General features: G+C 61.5%; 18 protein-coding genes. 17 read left to right on the forward strand and 1 reads right to left on the reverse strand.

Annotated features, from left to right (window positions below; genetic code table 11):
- The first annotated feature begins 44 nt into the window (after positions 1 to 44).
- Positions 45 to 440, forward strand: a complete 396-nt coding sequence (locus INS80_RS11215) for a hypothetical protein (RefSeq protein ID WP_226892604.1) — start codon at positions 45 to 47, stop codon at positions 438 to 440.
- Between the two features lie 166 nt (positions 441 to 606).
- Here INS80_RS11215 and INS80_RS11220 read toward each other — a convergent pair whose 3' ends face one another.
- Positions 607 to 825, reverse strand: coding sequence for a DUF1127 domain-containing protein (locus INS80_RS11220; protein ID WP_192965721.1), 219 nt, complete (start codon positions 823 to 825; stop codon positions 607 to 609).
- A 349-nt stretch (positions 826 to 1,174) separates the two neighbouring features.
- On the opposite strand from INS80_RS11220, the gene ruvC reads away from it, so the two are divergent.
- The 16 genes from ruvC to INS80_RS11300 all read left to right on the forward strand — a co-directional run bounded on the left by ruvC (position 1,175) and on the right by INS80_RS11300 (position 16,631).
- A complete protein-coding gene (gene ruvC / locus INS80_RS11225; RefSeq protein ID WP_192965722.1) occupies positions 1,175 to 1,672 on the forward strand; it encodes a crossover junction endodeoxyribonuclease RuvC in 498 nt (165 codons plus the stop codon).
- Entirely contained in the window at positions 1,669 to 2,361 is a 693-nt protein-coding gene (ruvA, locus tag INS80_RS11230) for a Holliday junction branch migration protein RuvA (RefSeq protein ID WP_192965723.1), read from the forward strand. The genes ruvC and ruvA overlap by 4 nt, the downstream gene beginning before the upstream one ends.
- 7 nt (positions 2,362 to 2,368) lie before the next feature.
- The gene (gene ruvB / locus INS80_RS11235) at positions 2,369 to 3,400 is read left to right on the forward strand and encodes a Holliday junction branch migration DNA helicase RuvB (RefSeq protein WP_192965724.1); all 1,032 of its coding nucleotides are present in this window, start codon (positions 2,369 to 2,371) and stop codon (positions 3,398 to 3,400) included.
- Between the two features lie 391 nt (positions 3,401 to 3,791).
- Positions 3,792 to 4,451, forward strand: a complete 660-nt coding sequence (locus INS80_RS11240) for a hypothetical protein (protein ID WP_192965725.1) — start codon at positions 3,792 to 3,794, stop codon at positions 4,449 to 4,451.
- A 14-nt stretch (positions 4,452 to 4,465) separates the two neighbouring features.
- Positions 4,466 to 5,023: an RNA 2',3'-cyclic phosphodiesterase gene (thpR, locus tag INS80_RS11245; RefSeq protein ID WP_192965726.1), complete on the forward strand. Its 558-nt coding sequence runs from the start codon at positions 4,466 to 4,468 to the stop codon at positions 5,021 to 5,023.
- A gap of 67 nt (positions 5,024 to 5,090) precedes the next feature.
- Positions 5,091 to 5,477 (forward strand): tol-pal system-associated acyl-CoA thioesterase, encoded by a 387-nt coding sequence (ybgC, locus tag INS80_RS11250; RefSeq protein ID WP_192965727.1) that lies wholly within the window; start codon positions 5,091 to 5,093, stop codon positions 5,475 to 5,477.
- A gap of 107 nt (positions 5,478 to 5,584) precedes the next feature.
- On the forward strand, positions 5,585 to 6,280 hold the full coding sequence (gene tolQ, locus INS80_RS11255) for a protein TolQ (protein ID WP_192965728.1): 696 nt from the start codon (positions 5,585 to 5,587) through the stop codon (positions 6,278 to 6,280).
- Between the two features lie 3 nt (positions 6,281 to 6,283).
- Positions 6,284 to 6,790, forward strand: a complete 507-nt coding sequence (gene tolR / locus INS80_RS11260; protein ID WP_192965729.1) for a protein TolR — start codon at positions 6,284 to 6,286, stop codon at positions 6,788 to 6,790.
- A gap of 15 nt (positions 6,791 to 6,805) precedes the next feature.
- Positions 6,806 to 7,921, forward strand: a complete 1,116-nt coding sequence (tolA, locus tag INS80_RS11265; RefSeq protein WP_192965730.1) for a cell envelope integrity protein TolA — start codon at positions 6,806 to 6,808, stop codon at positions 7,919 to 7,921.
- On the forward strand, positions 7,918 to 9,258 hold the full coding sequence (tolB, locus tag INS80_RS11270) for a Tol-Pal system beta propeller repeat protein TolB (protein WP_192965731.1): 1,341 nt from the start codon (positions 7,918 to 7,920) through the stop codon (positions 9,256 to 9,258). Before tolA ends, tolB begins: the two co-directional genes overlap by 4 nt.
- A 108-nt stretch (positions 9,259 to 9,366) precedes the next feature.
- Positions 9,367 to 9,870, forward strand: coding sequence for a peptidoglycan-associated lipoprotein Pal (gene pal, locus INS80_RS11275; RefSeq protein ID WP_192965732.1), 504 nt, complete (start codon positions 9,367 to 9,369; stop codon positions 9,868 to 9,870).
- Between the two features lie 4 nt (positions 9,871 to 9,874).
- Positions 9,875 to 10,705, forward strand: a complete 831-nt coding sequence (gene ybgF, locus INS80_RS11280; RefSeq protein WP_192965733.1) for a tol-pal system protein YbgF — start codon at positions 9,875 to 9,877, stop codon at positions 10,703 to 10,705.
- Positions 10,702 to 11,955, forward strand: a complete 1,254-nt coding sequence (tilS, locus tag INS80_RS11285) for a tRNA lysidine(34) synthetase TilS (RefSeq protein WP_226892605.1) — start codon at positions 10,702 to 10,704, stop codon at positions 11,953 to 11,955. Before ybgF ends, tilS begins: the two co-directional genes overlap by 4 nt.
- 75 nt (positions 11,956 to 12,030) lie before the next feature.
- Positions 12,031 to 13,944 (forward strand): ATP-dependent zinc metalloprotease FtsH, encoded by a 1,914-nt coding sequence (ftsH, locus tag INS80_RS11290; RefSeq protein WP_192965734.1) that lies wholly within the window; start codon positions 12,031 to 12,033, stop codon positions 13,942 to 13,944.
- A gap of 248 nt (positions 13,945 to 14,192) precedes the next feature.
- Positions 14,193 to 14,768, forward strand: a complete 576-nt coding sequence (locus INS80_RS11295) for an MOSC domain-containing protein (protein WP_192965735.1) — start codon at positions 14,193 to 14,195, stop codon at positions 14,766 to 14,768.
- 186 nt (positions 14,769 to 14,954) lie between these two features.
- Positions 14,955 to 16,631 (forward strand): formate--tetrahydrofolate ligase, encoded by a 1,677-nt coding sequence (locus tag INS80_RS11300; RefSeq protein ID WP_192965736.1) that lies wholly within the window; start codon positions 14,955 to 14,957, stop codon positions 16,629 to 16,631.
- Positions 16,632 to 16,691: the final 60 nt, after the last annotated feature.

The raw sequence follows: 16,691 nt of genomic DNA on the forward strand, positions 1-16,691 counted from the left end.
AATTTTAGGGAACTGCCCTAAACTTGCCACAATTCGGTCGCAGAATGACATATCGACTGGTGGGGGCCAGTTCGGGGGCTCATGTTATGAGCAAACAGCATCGAGATTTCCATGCGCGCTTGCAACGTCTTGAGGACAAGCATAGCGCTATGACATCCGGGTACTCCGCACATGTGGGGGCGGATGGCCTTATCGTGGTGGAGCCACGCAAGCCCGCAAAGTCTCGTGGGTGGATGACGCCGCGTGCGGTCGTCTATTTCCTTTGTTTCTTCTTTATTTTCAAGGGTGTCGTTATGGCGGCGCTGGGTTTTGCCAGCTACGAGGCGCGTGTCGCCGAGTTGTCAAAGGGAATCTTGATCGAGCGCGCCGGAGCCATCGTGATGCAGCCCGAACCCATCTCTGTTTTCATTGGCTACAAGCTGCGCCCTTACCTTCACTGAAAGGTGTGGGCCCGCGACCTCTCCTTAAAATGAGCCTCGAAGCAACAGGCCTGAGTCTGAAGATGAGAAATGACCGCCCAAATATGAAACGCCGCGGCGTCAGTTGACTCCGCGGCGCTGATCCCTGCTGCCCCGAGGGAAGCGAGTAGCAGTTGAATCAAAGAGTTCAGAATGGTGATTTGCCGTTTGCAATCTCGTCGATGTCGCCGCGGCACATGCCAATATCGGCCAGTTCACGGTCGCTGAGAACGCCGAGGGTCTTGCGGGTCACGCGTGCATCATTCCAGGCAATAGCCTCAGCCAGAACAGTGCTCAAAAGGCTTCCGATACGGCCAAACAGGCCGACAGAGCCATAGGTGGTGCGGGTGGTATCAAATGCAGCCATATCCTTGTCCTCTTAAGGTGTGTGTTTCACTGTGTGCGCGTTCGTACTCCGTGGCGCAGTACTCGGCAGGTAGAGACGAAAAATCCGTCCTGCAAGATCGATTTTTGCATGGCTCTACGCAAAAAATGCATAGCTCAATCCCTTGTAAATAAGGGGGAACGGCCATTTGTGGCGTTGGGGAGGCGAATGTGTCGTTGCCAGACCTTTGGGCGGCGTTTTTGGTCCGGATCTTCGGCTTTTGCACCTCTTCACGGAGTGCGGCGATCGCCAAAAGCGTTTGGACATGTTCGCCTTTTGTGCTAGCGGTTTTTGCAAACAATTCTAGCGAGCGGGCAGGGGTGGAGCGGACATGCGGATTTTGGGGATCGATCCGGGGCTGCGAACCCTTGGCTGGGGCATCATCGAATCGCAAGGTACCCGCCTGACGCATGTCGCCAATGGGCTATGCCATTCCGATGGGGATGATTTGGGTGAGCGGCTTTTGTCGCTGCACAACCAGGTGAGCGAGGTGATCGCGCACTACCGTCCGGGCGAGGCCGCCATCGAACAGACTTTTGTGAACAAGGACGGTGCCGGGACTCTGAAGCTGGGTCAGGCGCGGGGCGTCGCTCTGTTGACCCTGGCCAAGGCGGGATTGCCGGTGGGCGAATATGCACCCAACCGGGTGAAAAAGACAGTCGTGGGCGTGGGCCATGCAGACAAGGGACAGATCCTGCACATGGTCAAGCTGCAACTGCCCGGTTGTAACCCAAAGGGTGCGGATGCTGCAGATGCGCTGGCCATCGCCATTTGCCACGCCTATTACGGGGGCTCGAACCAACGGGTCTTGAAGGAGGTGCGCGCATGATCGGCAAGTTGACCGGACGGCTGGAGTACCGCGCGCCGGATCACGTCCTGATCGATGTGCGCGGGGTGGGCTATATCGTCTATTGCTCGGATCGCACTCTTGCGGCATTGCCCGGCGTCGGGGAACCTGTCGCGCTTTATACCGAACTACTGGTGCGCGAAGACCTGATGCAGCTTTATGGCTTTCCTTCGCTGGTGGAGAAGGAATGGCATCGTCTCCTTACTTCGGTGCAGGGGGTCGGGGCGAAGGTGTCGCTCGCCATTCTGGGCGCATTGGGGCCCGATGGGGTGAGCCGCGCTATTGCCCTGGGCGATTGGGCAGCCGTCAAGGCGGCCAAGGGGGTTGGCCCCAAGACTGCGCAGCGCATTGTGTTGGACCTTAAAGACAAGGCACCTGGCGTGATGGCCATGGGGGGGACGGTCTCCGAGGCAATGGACGGCCCGGCCCTTGAAGATGTGGTGGAGCCTGCCACGCCAGCGTCTGCACCAAAAAAGGCAAAACCGGCCAAGCCCAAGGCGCCCTCGGGGGCCGCCGCCGCCTCTGCCGGGGCGCTTTCGGCGCTGGCGAACCTGGGTTACGGTCCCTCGGACGCAGCCGCTGCCGTGGCCGAGGCTGCGGGCGACAATCCCGATGCGGGAGAAGCTGAATTGATCCGCGCTGCCCTGCGTCTGCTGGCACCAAAGGGGTGAGGCCTGGATGACCGACTCCGATCCAACCCTGCGCCCGGCACCCTTGCCGGAAGACAGTGAACAGGACAATGATCGCGCCCTGCGGCCGCAAGGGCTGTCCGAATTTATCGGCCAGGCCGAAGCGCGCGCCAACCTGCGCGTTTTCATCGAAAGCGCCCGCCGCCGTGGCGAGGCGATGGATCACACGCTGTTTCACGGCCCACCTGGCCTTGGTAAGACGACCCTGGCGCAGATCGTGGCGCGGGAACTGGGTGTGAATTTCCGCATGACCTCGGGGCCGGTTCTGGCCAAGGCAGGTGATCTTGCGGCGATCCTCACCAACCTTGAAGCGCGTGATGTGCTGTTCATTGATGAGATCCACCGGCTGAACCCGGCCGTCGAAGAGGTGCTCTATCCGGCGATGGAAGATTTCGAGCTGGATCTGGTCATCGGGGAAGGCCCTGCCGCGCGTACAGTGCGGATCGAGTTGCAGCCCTTCACGCTGGTTGGGGCCACCACACGCATGGGGCTTTTGACCACGCCGCTGCGCGACAGGTTCGGCATTCCGACGCGGCTGCAGTTCTACACGGTGGATGAGCTGCATGAGATCGTCAGCCGCAATGCCCGCAAGCTAGGAGCCCCGGCGGATGATGCCGGTGCGCGGGAGATCGCGCGGCGCGCGCGCGGCACCCCAAGGATCGCCGGACGGCTCTTGCGCCGCGTGGTGGACTTTGCGGTTGTCGAGGGCGATGGAACGATCACCCGTGAGCTGGCCGACGGGGCGCTGACGCGGCTTGGGGTGGATAATCTCGGCCTTGATGGGGCGGACCGGCGGTATCTGCGGCTGATCGCGGAGAACTATGCGGGCGGTCCGGTGGGAATTGAGACCCTGTCCGCTGCGTTGTCGGAAAGCCGAGATGCGCTGGAAGAGGTGATTGAGCCATATTTGTTGCAGCAGGGACTGATCCAGCGCACGCCCCGCGGGCGGATGCTGGCGCAAAAGGCCTGGACGCATCTGGGGATCGCACCGCCCAAATCGCAGAGCGATTTGTTCTCTTGACCGGTGCTTCTCCCGCCCGACGCTTTGGCATCGAGAATGCCGCGCCTCCGTGGGGCTGGGCGCCGCTGACGCGGCGCGAGATCTGCTGAGAGGTGCCTTGAGGAACAGGTCTGCTCCTCAAGGCACCAATTCCAGTTTCGGAGGCCCTTTGCCGCCTCAAGGGTAAACCACGCGTGCCGCGTGGCCGCATGCGCGGCCCTTGACCCGGAAAAGGACGGGGGCGTGCCTTGGGACAACCGCGCCGCGTCAGCGGCGCCGGGCCCAAGTCCGCAAAGGGGTGCCGGCACCGCCGGTGCACCTGCGGACGCGAGAGCACGCCCTTGCCGTTTGCTTTACAGAAAGGCATAGACGCAACGGGTCGCCGACGGCCGATAGTGACGGAGCCTTTCTCATGACGCTTGATTTGACACCGGAACAGATCGAAACCCTGTTCAGGCGCGCCGATGGCACCTATGCGTTCGCGCGCTGGGGGCGTCCGATTGCGCCCATCGTCTTTGGTGTGGAGGAGGAGACACTGAAAACGATCAAAGGCGCGCTGGAGGCCGTTGTGACCCTCGCCGGGCACCAGATGTCGGAGACTGACCCGGAACTGGGGACAAACCTCATGTTCTTTTTCTTTCGGGACTGGGATGAGCTGCTCGAGATCCCAGATCTTGATCGTCTTGTTCCAGACCTTTCACAACGTGTTGCACGCCTCAAGGAGGCCGGTGCCAGCCAGTACCGCGCCTTCCGGTTCGACGATCAGGGCGGGATTCAGGCGGCCTTTGTCTTTCTGCGCATGTCCGGCGATCTGGCCAGGATGCCGGCCGAGACGCTGGCGCTCACCCAGGCGGTGCAGATCATGCTGATGTGGGGAGATCACGCCTTTGCCGAACAATCCCCGCTGGCGGTGCTGCCTGAAACCGGCGCCACCATCCTGCGCCCGGAGATCGCGGGGGTCATCGCTGCTGCCTACGACCGGATGATGCCGGTTGCGGCGAAGGATGCCTCTCATGCGCTTCGCCTGTTTGCGCGGTTGCAGGCACCGACGCAGACCTCTCCGGGCCAGTAGCGGCAAGCCCGGTCATGCGTGCCTTTGTTGGACTTCCCCTGCCAGATGATGCGCTTCACGCGCTGGAGCGGCTTCAGGAGGGCATTCCCGTGGGCCGTATCGTACCGGGAGAGAACCTGCACCTGACGCTGGCGTTTCTGGATGATCAGCCCGAAGCCGCGCTGCAAGCGTTGCATGAGGCACTGTCACAGATCCGAGTGCCCCCACTGGCGCTTGATATCAGGGGGCTGGATCTGTTCGGTGGGCGCAGCCCGCGCATTCTGTTTGCAGCTGTCTGCCCCGACCCAATCCTCTCTCGCCTGCGCGATCAGGTGCGGCGGGCGGCGGAGCGGGCAGAGATCGATCTATCTCGTGAAAGGTTCAGGCCGCATATCACGCTGGCGCGCTTTGGTCGCGACATGCCGGAACATCAGGCCCGGCGTTTGGGGGGCTTCCTTCAGGCACATGGGGACTTCTCCTTGACTGACGTTCTGGTCGAACGCATGGCGCTCTACCGCTCCACCCTCACGCCAGATGGCGCAAGATACGATCTTCTTGCGGACTATCCGTTGGAGGCAGGCGAGGGCCGATAGACGCACTGGGCTTGCCGCCCGAATGGGCGCGCCCTAGGGTGCCCGAGGAAGCTAGAGAGGTCAGATCATGGCGCATGAATTCCCGGTACGGGTCTACTACGAGGACACGGACATGGGCGGGATCGTCTATCACGCCAACTACCTGCGCTACATTGAGCGCGCGCGCAGCGACTGGGTGCGAAAGCTGGGCAACGACCAGAACGCGATGCGCGATGCCGGGATTATCTGGGTCGTTCAGCGGATCGAGGCGGACTACCTCGCGCCCGCCAAGTTCGAGGACGAGCTGATGGTGGAAACCGAGGTGGAAAAACTGACCGGTGCACGCCTGACCATGCGCCAGTTGGTACGCCGTGGCGACACCCCTCTGTTCAAGGCCGTCGTTACGGCAGTCTGCGTCACCGCCAGTGATGGTCGCCCGACACGCCTGCCGGCAGAGATTCGCGCATTGCTCTAGGCTTTGGGCGCTGTCACGCCTGTTTCATTGGCTTTTCGGTTTGATTTGAGCTAGCGTTGTTCCAATCAAGGTCGCGAACAGACGGCCGGAAACGATAGAGCAGGCTAATGGAAGCAGAAACTCTGGCGCTGGCGCAGGAGATTGATTTCTCCATGTGGGGCCTTTTCGCGCGGGCCACCATCACCGTAAAACTGGTGATGCTGATGCTGATCGCCGCCTCGGTTTGGTCCTGGGGCATCATTTTTCAGAAAGTGATCAACTACCGAAAGGCGCGCGCCGAGGCCGCAGCCTTTGAGGCGGCTTTCTGGTCCGGAGAGCCGCTCGACGGGCTGTTCGACCAGCTTGGACCAGATCCCGCAGGGCAGTCCGAGCGCATCTTTTGCGCGGGCATGGCCGAATGGCGTCGCAGCCATCGCAGCGATGGCGGGCTGATCCCCGGCGCGCAGGCGCGCATCGATCGCTCAATGGATGTGGCCATCGCCAAGGAGGCCGAGAGCCTGCAGGCCGGTTTGCCGATCCTGGCCTCGATTGGTTCCACCGCGCCTTTCATCGGCCTGTTCGGCACTGTCTGGGGTATCATGCACGCCTTCATCGAGATCGCAGAGCAGCAGAACACCAACCTTGCGGTTGTCGCGCCCGGCATTGCCGAGGCGCTTTTGGCGACGGGGCTTGGCCTGCTCGCGGCGATCCCCGCGGTGATCTTTTACAACAAGCTGAGCGCCGACAGCGACCGCATCCTGGGCAGCTATGAGGCCTTTGCGGATGAGTTCGCAACCATCCTCAGCCGCCAGTTGGATTCCTGAGCCATGGGCGCTGCGGTTCAGCAAAAAACATCGGGCGGCGGCGGGCGCCGCCGTGGACGCCGCCGCGGCCGCGCGCAGCCGATGGCCGAGATCAACGTCACGCCATTTGTTGATGTGATGCTGGTTTTGCTGATCATCTTCATGGTGGCCGCGCCACTGATGACCGTCGGTGTGCCGGTAGAGCTGCCGAAAACGGCGGCGGGCGCACTGCCGGGCGATGAGGAAGAGCCGCTGACCGTCACCATGACGGCGGATGGAGACATTCAGATCCAGACCACATCGGTGCCGCGCGCCGAACTGGTGGCCAAGCTGCGCGCCATTGCGGCTGAACGCACATCTGACCGGATTTTCCTGCGGGCGGACGGGGCGATTGCCTATAGCGAGGTCATGCAGATCATGGGCGCGCTCAATGCGGGCGGCTTTGCCAATGTGGGCCTTGTGACCGATACGGGTGGCCCTGCACTGGATGGTTCATCTGCTGGCGCATCCGGCAGCAGCGCGGATCAATAGGCGGGGGCACGGCACGTGCAGACCGGAACCAAGATCTCCATCGCTGGGCACGGGTTGCTCCTTGGCTGGGCCGCGCTTGGCGGCTGGTTCCAGTCTGAGCCGCAGCCCTTTGCGGTCCAAGAGGTCTCATTGATTTCCGCAGAGGAGTTCGCGCGTCTCAGCCAGCAGCGTCAGGCGCCGGTGGTGGCACCTGATGCAACCGTACTGGCACCGCCTGAAGAAAGCGCGGCGCCCGAGGTCTCTGTGCCGCCAGCGCCGCGCCCCGAACCGGACGTAGCGCCAGAGCGCCCGGAACCGCTACCGGAGCCGACCCCGGATTCGATCGTAGAGGATGTGCCAGAAGTCGAGCCTGACCCGATCGTGCGGGACACTCCGCCAGAGGTCGAGGCGCCCGAAACCGCAGTGGTTCTGCCGCCCCAGCCGGAAGCGCCGCAACTCACGCCGGTGGATCGTGTCGCGCCGGTACCTGTTGCGCCGCCGGAACCCGATGTGGCGGTGGACGATGTTGTGCAGCCCGAGGTGGCACCGGAGGACGGGGCGGACGATACGCAGGAGGTCCAGGAGGCCACCGCACCCGAAGCCGCAAATGACCGGATCGTGACCGAGGAAAACCGCGCGGAAGAGCAGGTCGTGGCTGCGCCGACGCGGTCCGTGCGCCCCAAAAGCCGCCCCCAGCGGGCGGTCGCAGAAGCGCCAGAGGAGACCGCACCGCAGTCCGACACGGCGGTTGAACGCTCGGCGGTTGAGGATGCCCTGGCGGCTGCGCTTGCAGGGGGGGCTGACGTGGAGGCGCCGGAGCCGGCCGGGCCACCTTTGACCAGCGGCGAAAAGGACGCTTTGCGCGTTGCGGTTTCGCAATGTTGGAACGTTGGCTCTCTGTCTTCGGATGCGTTGCGTACCACTGTCGTGGTCGGTGTGAGCCTCGCGCAGGATGGCAAGCCGGATGTTGGCTCAATCCGGATGCTGTCGAGCACAGGCGGCTCTGCGGCGGCAGCGAAACAGGCTTACGAGGCCGCACGGCGGGCAATAATCCGCTGCGGTTCACGAGGATTTCAACTTCCCCCTGATAAATACGCGCACTGGCGTGATATTGAGATGACATTCAATCCCGAAAGGATGCGGATCAAATGAGGACCTATCTGGCACGCCTGGCTCAAATTTGCCTGACCTTGTGCGCTGCGGCCCTGATCACGGCGGGCGCTGCGTCCGCGCAAAGCGGGCCGCTCAGGATCGAGATCGACCAGGGTGTGATCGAACCCTTGCCCTATGCGGTACCTGACTTCATCCCGGATGATGCGGCGGCCTCCGAGTATGCGTCCCTGATCGCGCGGGTGGTGGCGACGGATCTGTCCGGTACGGGCCTGTTTCGGGAAGTGCCTGCCTCGGCGCATATCTCAAAGATCACCGGCTTTGATGATCCGGTGAAGTTCGCGGATTGGAAGGCAGTGAATGCTCAGGCGCTGATCGCAGGCGCCGTTAGCGTCAACGGGCGACAGCTGACTGTCCGCTTCCGCGCCTATGATGTCTTTGCTGAAAAAGAATTGGGCGGTGGTTTGCAATTCTCAGGGACCACCGACGGTTGGCGACGTATGGCGCACAAGGTAGCCGATGCGGTCTACAGCCGTATCACCGGCGAGGGCGGCTATTTCGACAGCCGTGTGGTGTTCGTCTCTGAAACCGGCCCCAAGAACGATCGGCGCAAACGGCTGGCGATCATGGATTATGATGGCGCCAATGTGCAGTATCTGACCAACAGCGATGCCATCGTGCTGGCCCCACGGTTTTCGCCCACCGGCGACCGAGTGCTCTACACCAGTTACGAGACCGGCTTTCCACAGATCCACGTGCTTGATGTGGGGCGGGTGCAGCGCCGTATCCTGTCGACGGATGACGGCATCATGAGTTTTGCGCCGCGGTTTTCGCCCGATGGGCGCACTGTGGTCTATTCCCAGTCTCAGGGCGGCAATACTGATCTGTTCACAATGGATATCGCCAGCGGCCAGCGCACCCGCCTGACCACGGCGCCTTCGATCGAGACTGCGCCCTCCTATTCGCCCGATGGCAGCCAGATCGTCTTTGAAAGTGACCGGTCCGGTGCGCCACAGCTCTATGTGATGCCTGCCACAGGCGGCGCGGCCAAGCGGATCAGCTTTGGTTCCGGGCGCTATGGCACGCCGGTGTGGTCGCCGCGCGGGGATCTCATCGCCTTTACCAAGCAGAACAAGGGCCGCTTTCACATCGGCGTCATGCGCACCGATGGCAGCGAGGAACGCCTGCTGACAGCGTCTTTCCTTGATGAAGGACCAACCTGGTCGCCAAATGGAAGGGTGATCATGTTCACCCGCGAAACCCAAGGGGCCAGCGGGCGGGCGCTGCTCTATTCGGTGGACATCTCGGGGCGCAACCTCAAGCCGGTGCGCACGCCCGATGGGGCTTCGGATCCGGCCTGGTCGCCGTTGCAGAACTAGGTCTGCATGAATAAGGACAACGCAATTTGGGCATAAATACGAGCATGGTCGACTGACTCAGCATATGGTAGGTTGCCGTCAAGAAATGCGAAGGGGTAGGGATTGAAGATGAGCGGACTGAGAATTGCACTTGTTATGGCCGCAGCCCTCGGGCTGGCGGCATGTAGTAACGCGACATGGGATGACACGCGTTTTGGCGGCAGTGGCGCGGGCGCCGGAGCAGCCGGATCGGTCTCTGACCCCACCAGCCCCGCCTATTTCCAGCAGGCGATCGGTGATCGGGTTCTCTTCGCGGTGGATCAGTCAACCCTTTCTCCCGAAGCAGAGGCAACCCTGCGCGGTCAGGCGGGTTGGCTTCTTGCCAATACTGATTACAACGTCACCATCCAGGGCCATGCCGACGAGCAGGGCACGCGCGAATACAACCTCGCCCTTGGCGCGCGCCGTGCCAATGCAGCGCGCGAATTCCTGATCTCGCAAGGGGTGGCGGGAAACCGCATTCAGGTCGTGAGCTTTGGCAAGGAACGCCCGATCGAGATCTGCTCGGCCGAAAGCTGCTATGCCAAGAACCGCAGGGCTGTGACCGTGCTGGCGAGTGGCTTGACGGGGTAATCCGATGCGATCAATCCGAGCCTTCCTGACCGCCTCGGTCACTGCATGCGTGCTGTGTGTCCCTCTGCCCGCTCGGGCGCAGGATCAGCATACCCTCGCCGATATCCGGCAGGAACTGACCGTGCTGCATGTGGAGATACAGAGACTCAATCGCGAACTGTCGACCACCGGTGCGCCGTCGACCAATCTGGCGGGGACATCGGTTCTGGATCGTGTTGCGGCGATTGAAATGGAGTTGCAGCGCCTGACGGCGCAGACCGAACAGCTGGAATACCGGATCAACCGGATCGTCGCAGATGGCACCAACCGGATTGGCGATCTGGAATTCCGCCTGGTTGAGCTGGAAGGTGGGGATATCGCGGCGCTGGGTGAGACCTCCACCCTTGGTGGAGACGTCGAAGGCGGCGGCGCTGAAACGCCGACCGCTCAGACTGGCCCGACCGAAGAACTGGCTGTCGGCGAACGCGCGGATTTCGACGCGGCCAAGGCCGCGCTGGAAAGCGGCAGCTATCAGGAGGCTGCCGATAAGTTCGCCGCCTTCAACGCGGCCTATCCCGGTAGCCCTCTGGCGGCCAAGGCTGATTTCCACCGCGGTAAGGCGATGGATGGACTGGGCGATACTCGTGAGGCGGCGCGGGCCTACCTTGCGTCTTTTACCGGCGATGCGGTTGGCCCGATGGCGCCCGAAGCCCTGTTTGAACTTGGCGCCGCCCTTGGGCGCCTCGGGCAGATGGACCAGGCCTGTATCACCCTGTCGGAAGTTGGAGCCCGTTTTTCGGGTAACGAAACCGTTGCCAAGGCCGAGGCCGAGATGGCGCGGCTGGGCTGTTCTTGAAGAAAACTGCTGAAGATATTCTGAGCAGGATTGGCGCCACGCTTCGCGCGCCCCTGCCAGAAAGGATCGGCGTTGCAGTTTCTGGCGGTAGCGATTCTGTGGCGCTCTTGCATCTTTTGCATCAGAGCCTGTCCCCAAAAGGTGTCGAACTGTCTGTGGTCACGGTTGATCATGGCTTGCGTGCAGCAGCTGCTGATGAGGCGCGGCAGGTGGCAGATCTGGCTGATGGCCTTGGCCTTTCGCACGATATCATCGTCTGGCAAGAGGGACCAACACAGGGCAACCTCCAGGATCAGGCGCGTCAGGCACGTTACGATTTGATGGCTGACTGGGCTCGTGCCAGGGGCATTGAATGGCTGGCGCTTGGGCATACGGCAGACGATCAGGCGGAAACGGTTTTGATGCGCCTCATGCGTGCCTCCGGCGTGGATGGTCTTTCGGCCATGTCCGAGGTGCGTGATCGCAATGGTGTGACGCTTTGGCGCCCTTTGCTTTCGGTCCGGCGGCAGGAGCTGCGTTCCTATCTGGACGACATGGGGCTGAAATGGATCGAGGATCCCTCAAATGAGGATGTGCGATTCGAACGTGTGCGGGTGCGCCGCGCACTGGAGACACTGCAGGACCTTGGGCTAACGGCAGAGGCGCTTTCCATTGTTGCGGAAAACATGGCGCAGGCGCGCCAAGCCCTTGACCACTATGCAAAATTGGCAGCAAAAAATCTGGCAGAACTGCGCGCGGGGGCGGTGTCCATTGAGGCAGCCGGTTTTGCCGCTTTACCGGATGAAATCGCTTATCGATTGCTTCTGGGCGCGATAAAATGGGTCACCTGCGCCGGATACCCGCCGCGCCGCGCGCCCATGCTGGCGGCGATTACAGGACTTCGCGAAGGCAGAGGCGCCACCTTGGGCGGGGTGCGCCTGTTCTATCAGCGGGGACGGATCTGGATTTGCCGGGAAAGCCGCGCCGTTGCGGGCTGCGACGTGGCCCCGGAAGAGGTCTGGGACGGGCGATGGCGTATTCTTGTCAAGGAAACAAAGGATTGCAGCATTCGCGCCCTTGGGGAGGATGGCTTGCGTCAATGCCCGGACTGGCGCGAAAGCGGGCTACCTGCACCCGTACTCGCTGTCACTCCGGCCCTGTGGAGAGGCCCTGCGTTGCTTGCCGCGCCCCTGTTGCGGCGAGCAAATGAATGCGAGGCAGAGCTGATACGCGGAGAAGAAGAGTTCCATGCATCCTTTTTATCGCATTGAACCTGACCGAATGTTCCCTATTTTAAGCGCAACGCAGGCGTCCTGAGTGTCGCCTGGAACATTGGGAGATTTTCCTTGGGTAATGCACGCAATATCGCCTTCTGGGTCGTTCTGTTCCTGCTGATCCTCGCGCTGTTCAACCTGTTCAGCGGATCCGGCAGCAATATGCAGAGCCGTGAGCGCACCTATTCCGACTTTGTCGCCGCCGTTGAAGGAGGCCAGGTCAGCACCGTCACCCTTGACGGGGAGCAGGTTCGCTTCAGCACCTCTGACGGGCAGAGCTATGTCACCATCAAGCCGACCGACGCCGAAGTCACCTCGATGCTGATCGAGAACAATATCCCGGTGCGCGCCGAAAAGCAGGAGCAGTCGGGTTTTCAGTCCTTCCTGATCACTCTGCTGCCATTCCTTCTGCTGATCGGCGTCTGGGTCTACTTCATGAACCGCATGCAGGGCGGCGGCAAGGGCGGCGCCATGGGCTTTGGCAAATCCAAAGCCAAGATGCTGACCGAGAAACATGGCCGCGTCACCTTTGACGATGTTGCAGGCATCGACGAGGCCAAGGAAGAGCTGGAAGAGATCGTGGAATTCCTGCGCAACCCGCAGAAATTCTCGCGCCTTGGTGGCAAGATCCCGAAAGGCGCGCTGCTGGTTGGCCCTCCGGGCACCGGTAAGACCCTGCTGGCCCGTGCGATTGCAGGCGAGGCGGGTGTGCCCTTCTTCACTATCTCCGGTTCGGACTTCGTTGAAATGTTCGTGGGTGTCGGTGCATCTCGTGTGCGTGACATGTTCGAACAGGCCAAGAAAAACGCGCCCTGTATCGTCTTCATCGACGAGATCGACGCCGTGGGCCGTCATCGTGGCGCCGGCTATGGCGGCGGCAACGACGAACGCGAGCAGACGTTGAACCAATTGCTGGTGGAAATGGACGGTTTCGAAGCGAACGAGGGCGTGATTATCCTCGCCGCCACCAACCGCCGCGACGTTCTGGACCCCGCGCTGCTGCGTCCGGGCCGGTTTGACCGCAACGTCACCGTGGGCAACCCTGATATCAAGGGCCGCGAAAAGATCCTCGGCGTGCACGCGCGCAAGACCTCGCTGGGCCCCGATGTGGACCTGCGCATCATCGCGCGCGGCACGCCGGGCTTTTCCGGCGCGGATCTGGCGAATCTTGTGAACGAGGCCGCCCTGATGGCCGCCCGCGTCGGTCGCCGCTTTGTCACCATGGAAGACTTTGAGAACGCCAAGGACAAGGTGATGATGGGGGCCGAGCGCCGCTCGATGGTGTTGACGGCGGATCAGAAGGAAAAGACAGCCTATCACGAAGCCGGTCACGCGGTGGTGGGCTTGAAGCTGCCCGAGTGTGATCCCGTCTACAAGGCCACGATCATTCCGCGCGGCGGCGCCCTTGGCATGGTGGTGAGCCTGCCCGAAATGGACCGCCTCAACTGGCACAAGGATGAGTGCGAGCAGAAGCTGGCCATGACCATGGCCGGTAAGGCCGCCGAGATCATAAAGTATGGTGAGAACCACGTCTCCAATGGTCCGGCGGGTGATATCCAGCAGGCCAGCCAGTTGGCACGCGCCATGGTGATGCGCTGGGGCATGTCCGACAAGGTCGGCAATATCGACTACGCCGAAGCCCACGAAGGCTACAGCGGCAACACTGCGGGCTTCTCGGTGTCGGCGCATACCAAGGAGATGATTGAAGACGAGGTGCGATCCTTCATCCAAAACGGCTATGAGCGGGCCTACAAGATCCTGACAGATCACAAGGATGAGTGGGAGCGTCTGGCTCAGGGACTTCTCGAGTATGAAACCCTGACCGGGGATGAGATCAAGCGTGTCATGAACGGCGAGCCACCTCAGTCAGGTCAGGATGAAGGCGATGACGCCGATCAGGGAAGCGCGTCGATCACGTCGGTCCCAAAGGCCAAACCGAAAAAGTCCCCGCCGGAAGGGGGCATGGAGCCTGAACCCTCCGCATAAGCAACAGCTAGACATGAGGCCCGGTCATCGACCGGGCCTTTTTATTCCAACTAAGGGCCTGTGTTTCGGACAGGAGGTCGCCTGGTGGCCACCCGCCGGGGCCCCATCGCGTGGGCATCTGATCGCTTTTTACAGTCAGATCATTCGTTGGCTCTGGCCGCTCGCTGCTGAGCGTGTATGGTCGCGGCAATAGGAAAGGCCGCTTTGTCGGTCTTCAATCGGTTTTGATGATCCATAGGAACCCTAATATGCCCGTGCTGCGGAAAACGGAATTTGTTGGAGAAATCACTTGGATGGGCATGGTTCCGTCCGCAGAGGAATTGTCCGCAACGCCTCAGGCGGCACTGGATCTCGGCTTTCAAGGCCTTCAAGGGGAGCGTCACGAGGGCGAGACGCGTGCCTCATGCGTTCGGGTCAAGAACCTTTACCCTCAAGGGACTGAAATCCGAAATGTGCGTCAGCTGACGATACTCTCTGAAGAAGAACTTGCGCTCATCGCCGCTGATATGGGGCTGGAGCGGCTTGACCCTGCGCGCCTCGGGGCGACGCTGGTTCTACGCGGTATCCCTGATTTCACTTTTATCCCGCCGAACACTCGCCTGCAGGGTCCCGATGGCACCACCTTGACCGTTGACATGGAAAACCGTCCCTGCGTTCTGCCGGGCCGGGAGATTGAAAAGGACCACACGGGCTATGGCGCCAAGTTCAAACCGGCTGCCAAGAACCGGCGGGGAATCACCGCTTGGGTAGAACGCCCGGGGCGTCTGGCGCTTGGTGATCAACTCGTGGTTTTTGTACCTGATCAGCGCGCTTGGGCGCCTTGAGGCGCGCATCAAAGGAAAAAATGCGTTCCTTTCGGACACCGAGCGTTCCGATGGAAAGCGGGGCACGCCGCTTCAAGGCGCGATAATGTCGGAAAACACGCGCGCGAATTGCCGCAGTCTGGATAAGTCTTGAACAACCCCGGCTGCGCTGCCGGTCAACAGATGAAACAGGTCAGGAACCAGGCCATGAGCTACAAGAGTGATATTGAAATCGCGCGCGAGGCAAAGAAGCTCCCGATTCAGGAGATCGGCGCCAAACTGGGCATGTCGCATGACGATCTGCTGCCCTATGGCCATGACAAGGCGAAGGTCAGCCAGCCCTTTATCGATTCCGTTCAGGGCAAGGAAAACGGCAAGCTGATCCTGGTGACCGCGATCAACCCGACACCGGCCGGCGAGGGCAAGACCACCACCACTGTGGGGCTGGGTGACGGTCTGAACCGTATCGGCAAGAATGCCATGATCTGTATCCGTGAAGCATCCCTGGGTCCCAACTTCGGCATGAAAGGGGGCGCCGCCGGGGGCGGCTATGCGCAGGTGGTGCCGATGGAGGACATGAACCTCCACTTCACCGGCGATTTCCACGCCATCACCTCGGCCCATTCCCTGCTGAGCGCAATGATCGACAACCACATCTACTGGGGCAACGAGCAGGAGATCGACATCCGCCGCGTCCAGTGGCGCCGCGTTGTCGACATGAACGACCGCGCCCTGCGCCAGATCAACGTCTCCCTGGGCGGTGTGGCCAACGGGTTTCCCCGCGAAGGCGGATTTGACATCACAGTGGCCTCTGAAGTGATGGCAATTCTCTGCCTTGCCAAGGATCTCAAAGATCTTGAGCAGCGCCTGGGGGATATGATCGTCGCATATCGCCGCGATCGCAGTCCGGTTTTCTGTCGTGACATCAAGGCAGAAGGCGCCATGGCAGTTCTGCTCAAGGATGCGATGCAGCCGAATCTCGTCCAGACTTTGGAAAACAACCCGGCCTTCGTCCACGGTGGTCCATTTGCCAATATCGCGCACGGCTGCAACTCGGTCATTGCAACGCAAACCGCGCTGAAAGTCGCTGATTACGTGGTGACAGAGGCCGGGTTTGGTGCGGACCTTGGCGCCGAGAAGTTCATGAACATCAAGTGCCGCAAGGCCGGTCTGGCCCCCGACTGCGTGGTGCTGGTCGCCACCGTGCGCGCAATGAAAATGAACGGTGGCGTTGCCAAGGCGGATCTTGGCGCCGAAAACGTCGAAGCGGTGAGGGAAGGCTGCGCCAACCTCGGCCGTCATATCGGCAACCTCAAATCCTTTGGCGTGCCGGTGGTCGTTGCGATCAACCACTTCGTCACCGACACAGAGGCCGAAATCCAGGCGGTCAAGGACTACGTGGAAACACAAGGCTCTGAAGCGATCCTGTCGCGCCACTGGGAGCTGGGCTCGGAAGGGTCCGAAGCGCTGGCCCGCCGGGTTGCGGAAATCGCCGATAGCGGCACCAGCCAGTTCGCACCGCTCTACCGTGACGATCTGACCCTGTTCGAGAAGATCGAACGTATTGCAAAGGGCATCTACCGTGCGGATGAAGTGCTGGCAGACCAAAAGATCCGTGATCAGCTGAAGCTCTGGGAAGATCAGGGCTATGGCGATCTGCCGGTCTGCATGGCCAAGACCCAGTACAGTTTCTCGACCGACCCGACGTTGCGCGGTGCGCCCACGGGCCATTCGGTGCCGGTCCGCGAGGTACGCCTGTCGGCAGGAGCGGGTTTTGTGGTGGTTGTCTGCGGTGAGATCATGACCATGCCGGGCCTGCCACGCGTTCCGGCGGCGGAAAACATCCATCTGAACGCCGAAGGACAGATCGAAGGCTTGTTCTAAGGCAGAATTTGCGCAATCTGCGGCTCGGAAGGGGTTCCGGGCCGCATCGCGTTTCGGTGC

Origin of the sequence: Phycobacter azelaicus, assembly GCF_014884385.1 — a bacterium.
GTDB lineage: Bacteria > Pseudomonadota > Alphaproteobacteria > Rhodobacterales > Rhodobacteraceae > Phycobacter > Phycobacter azelaicus.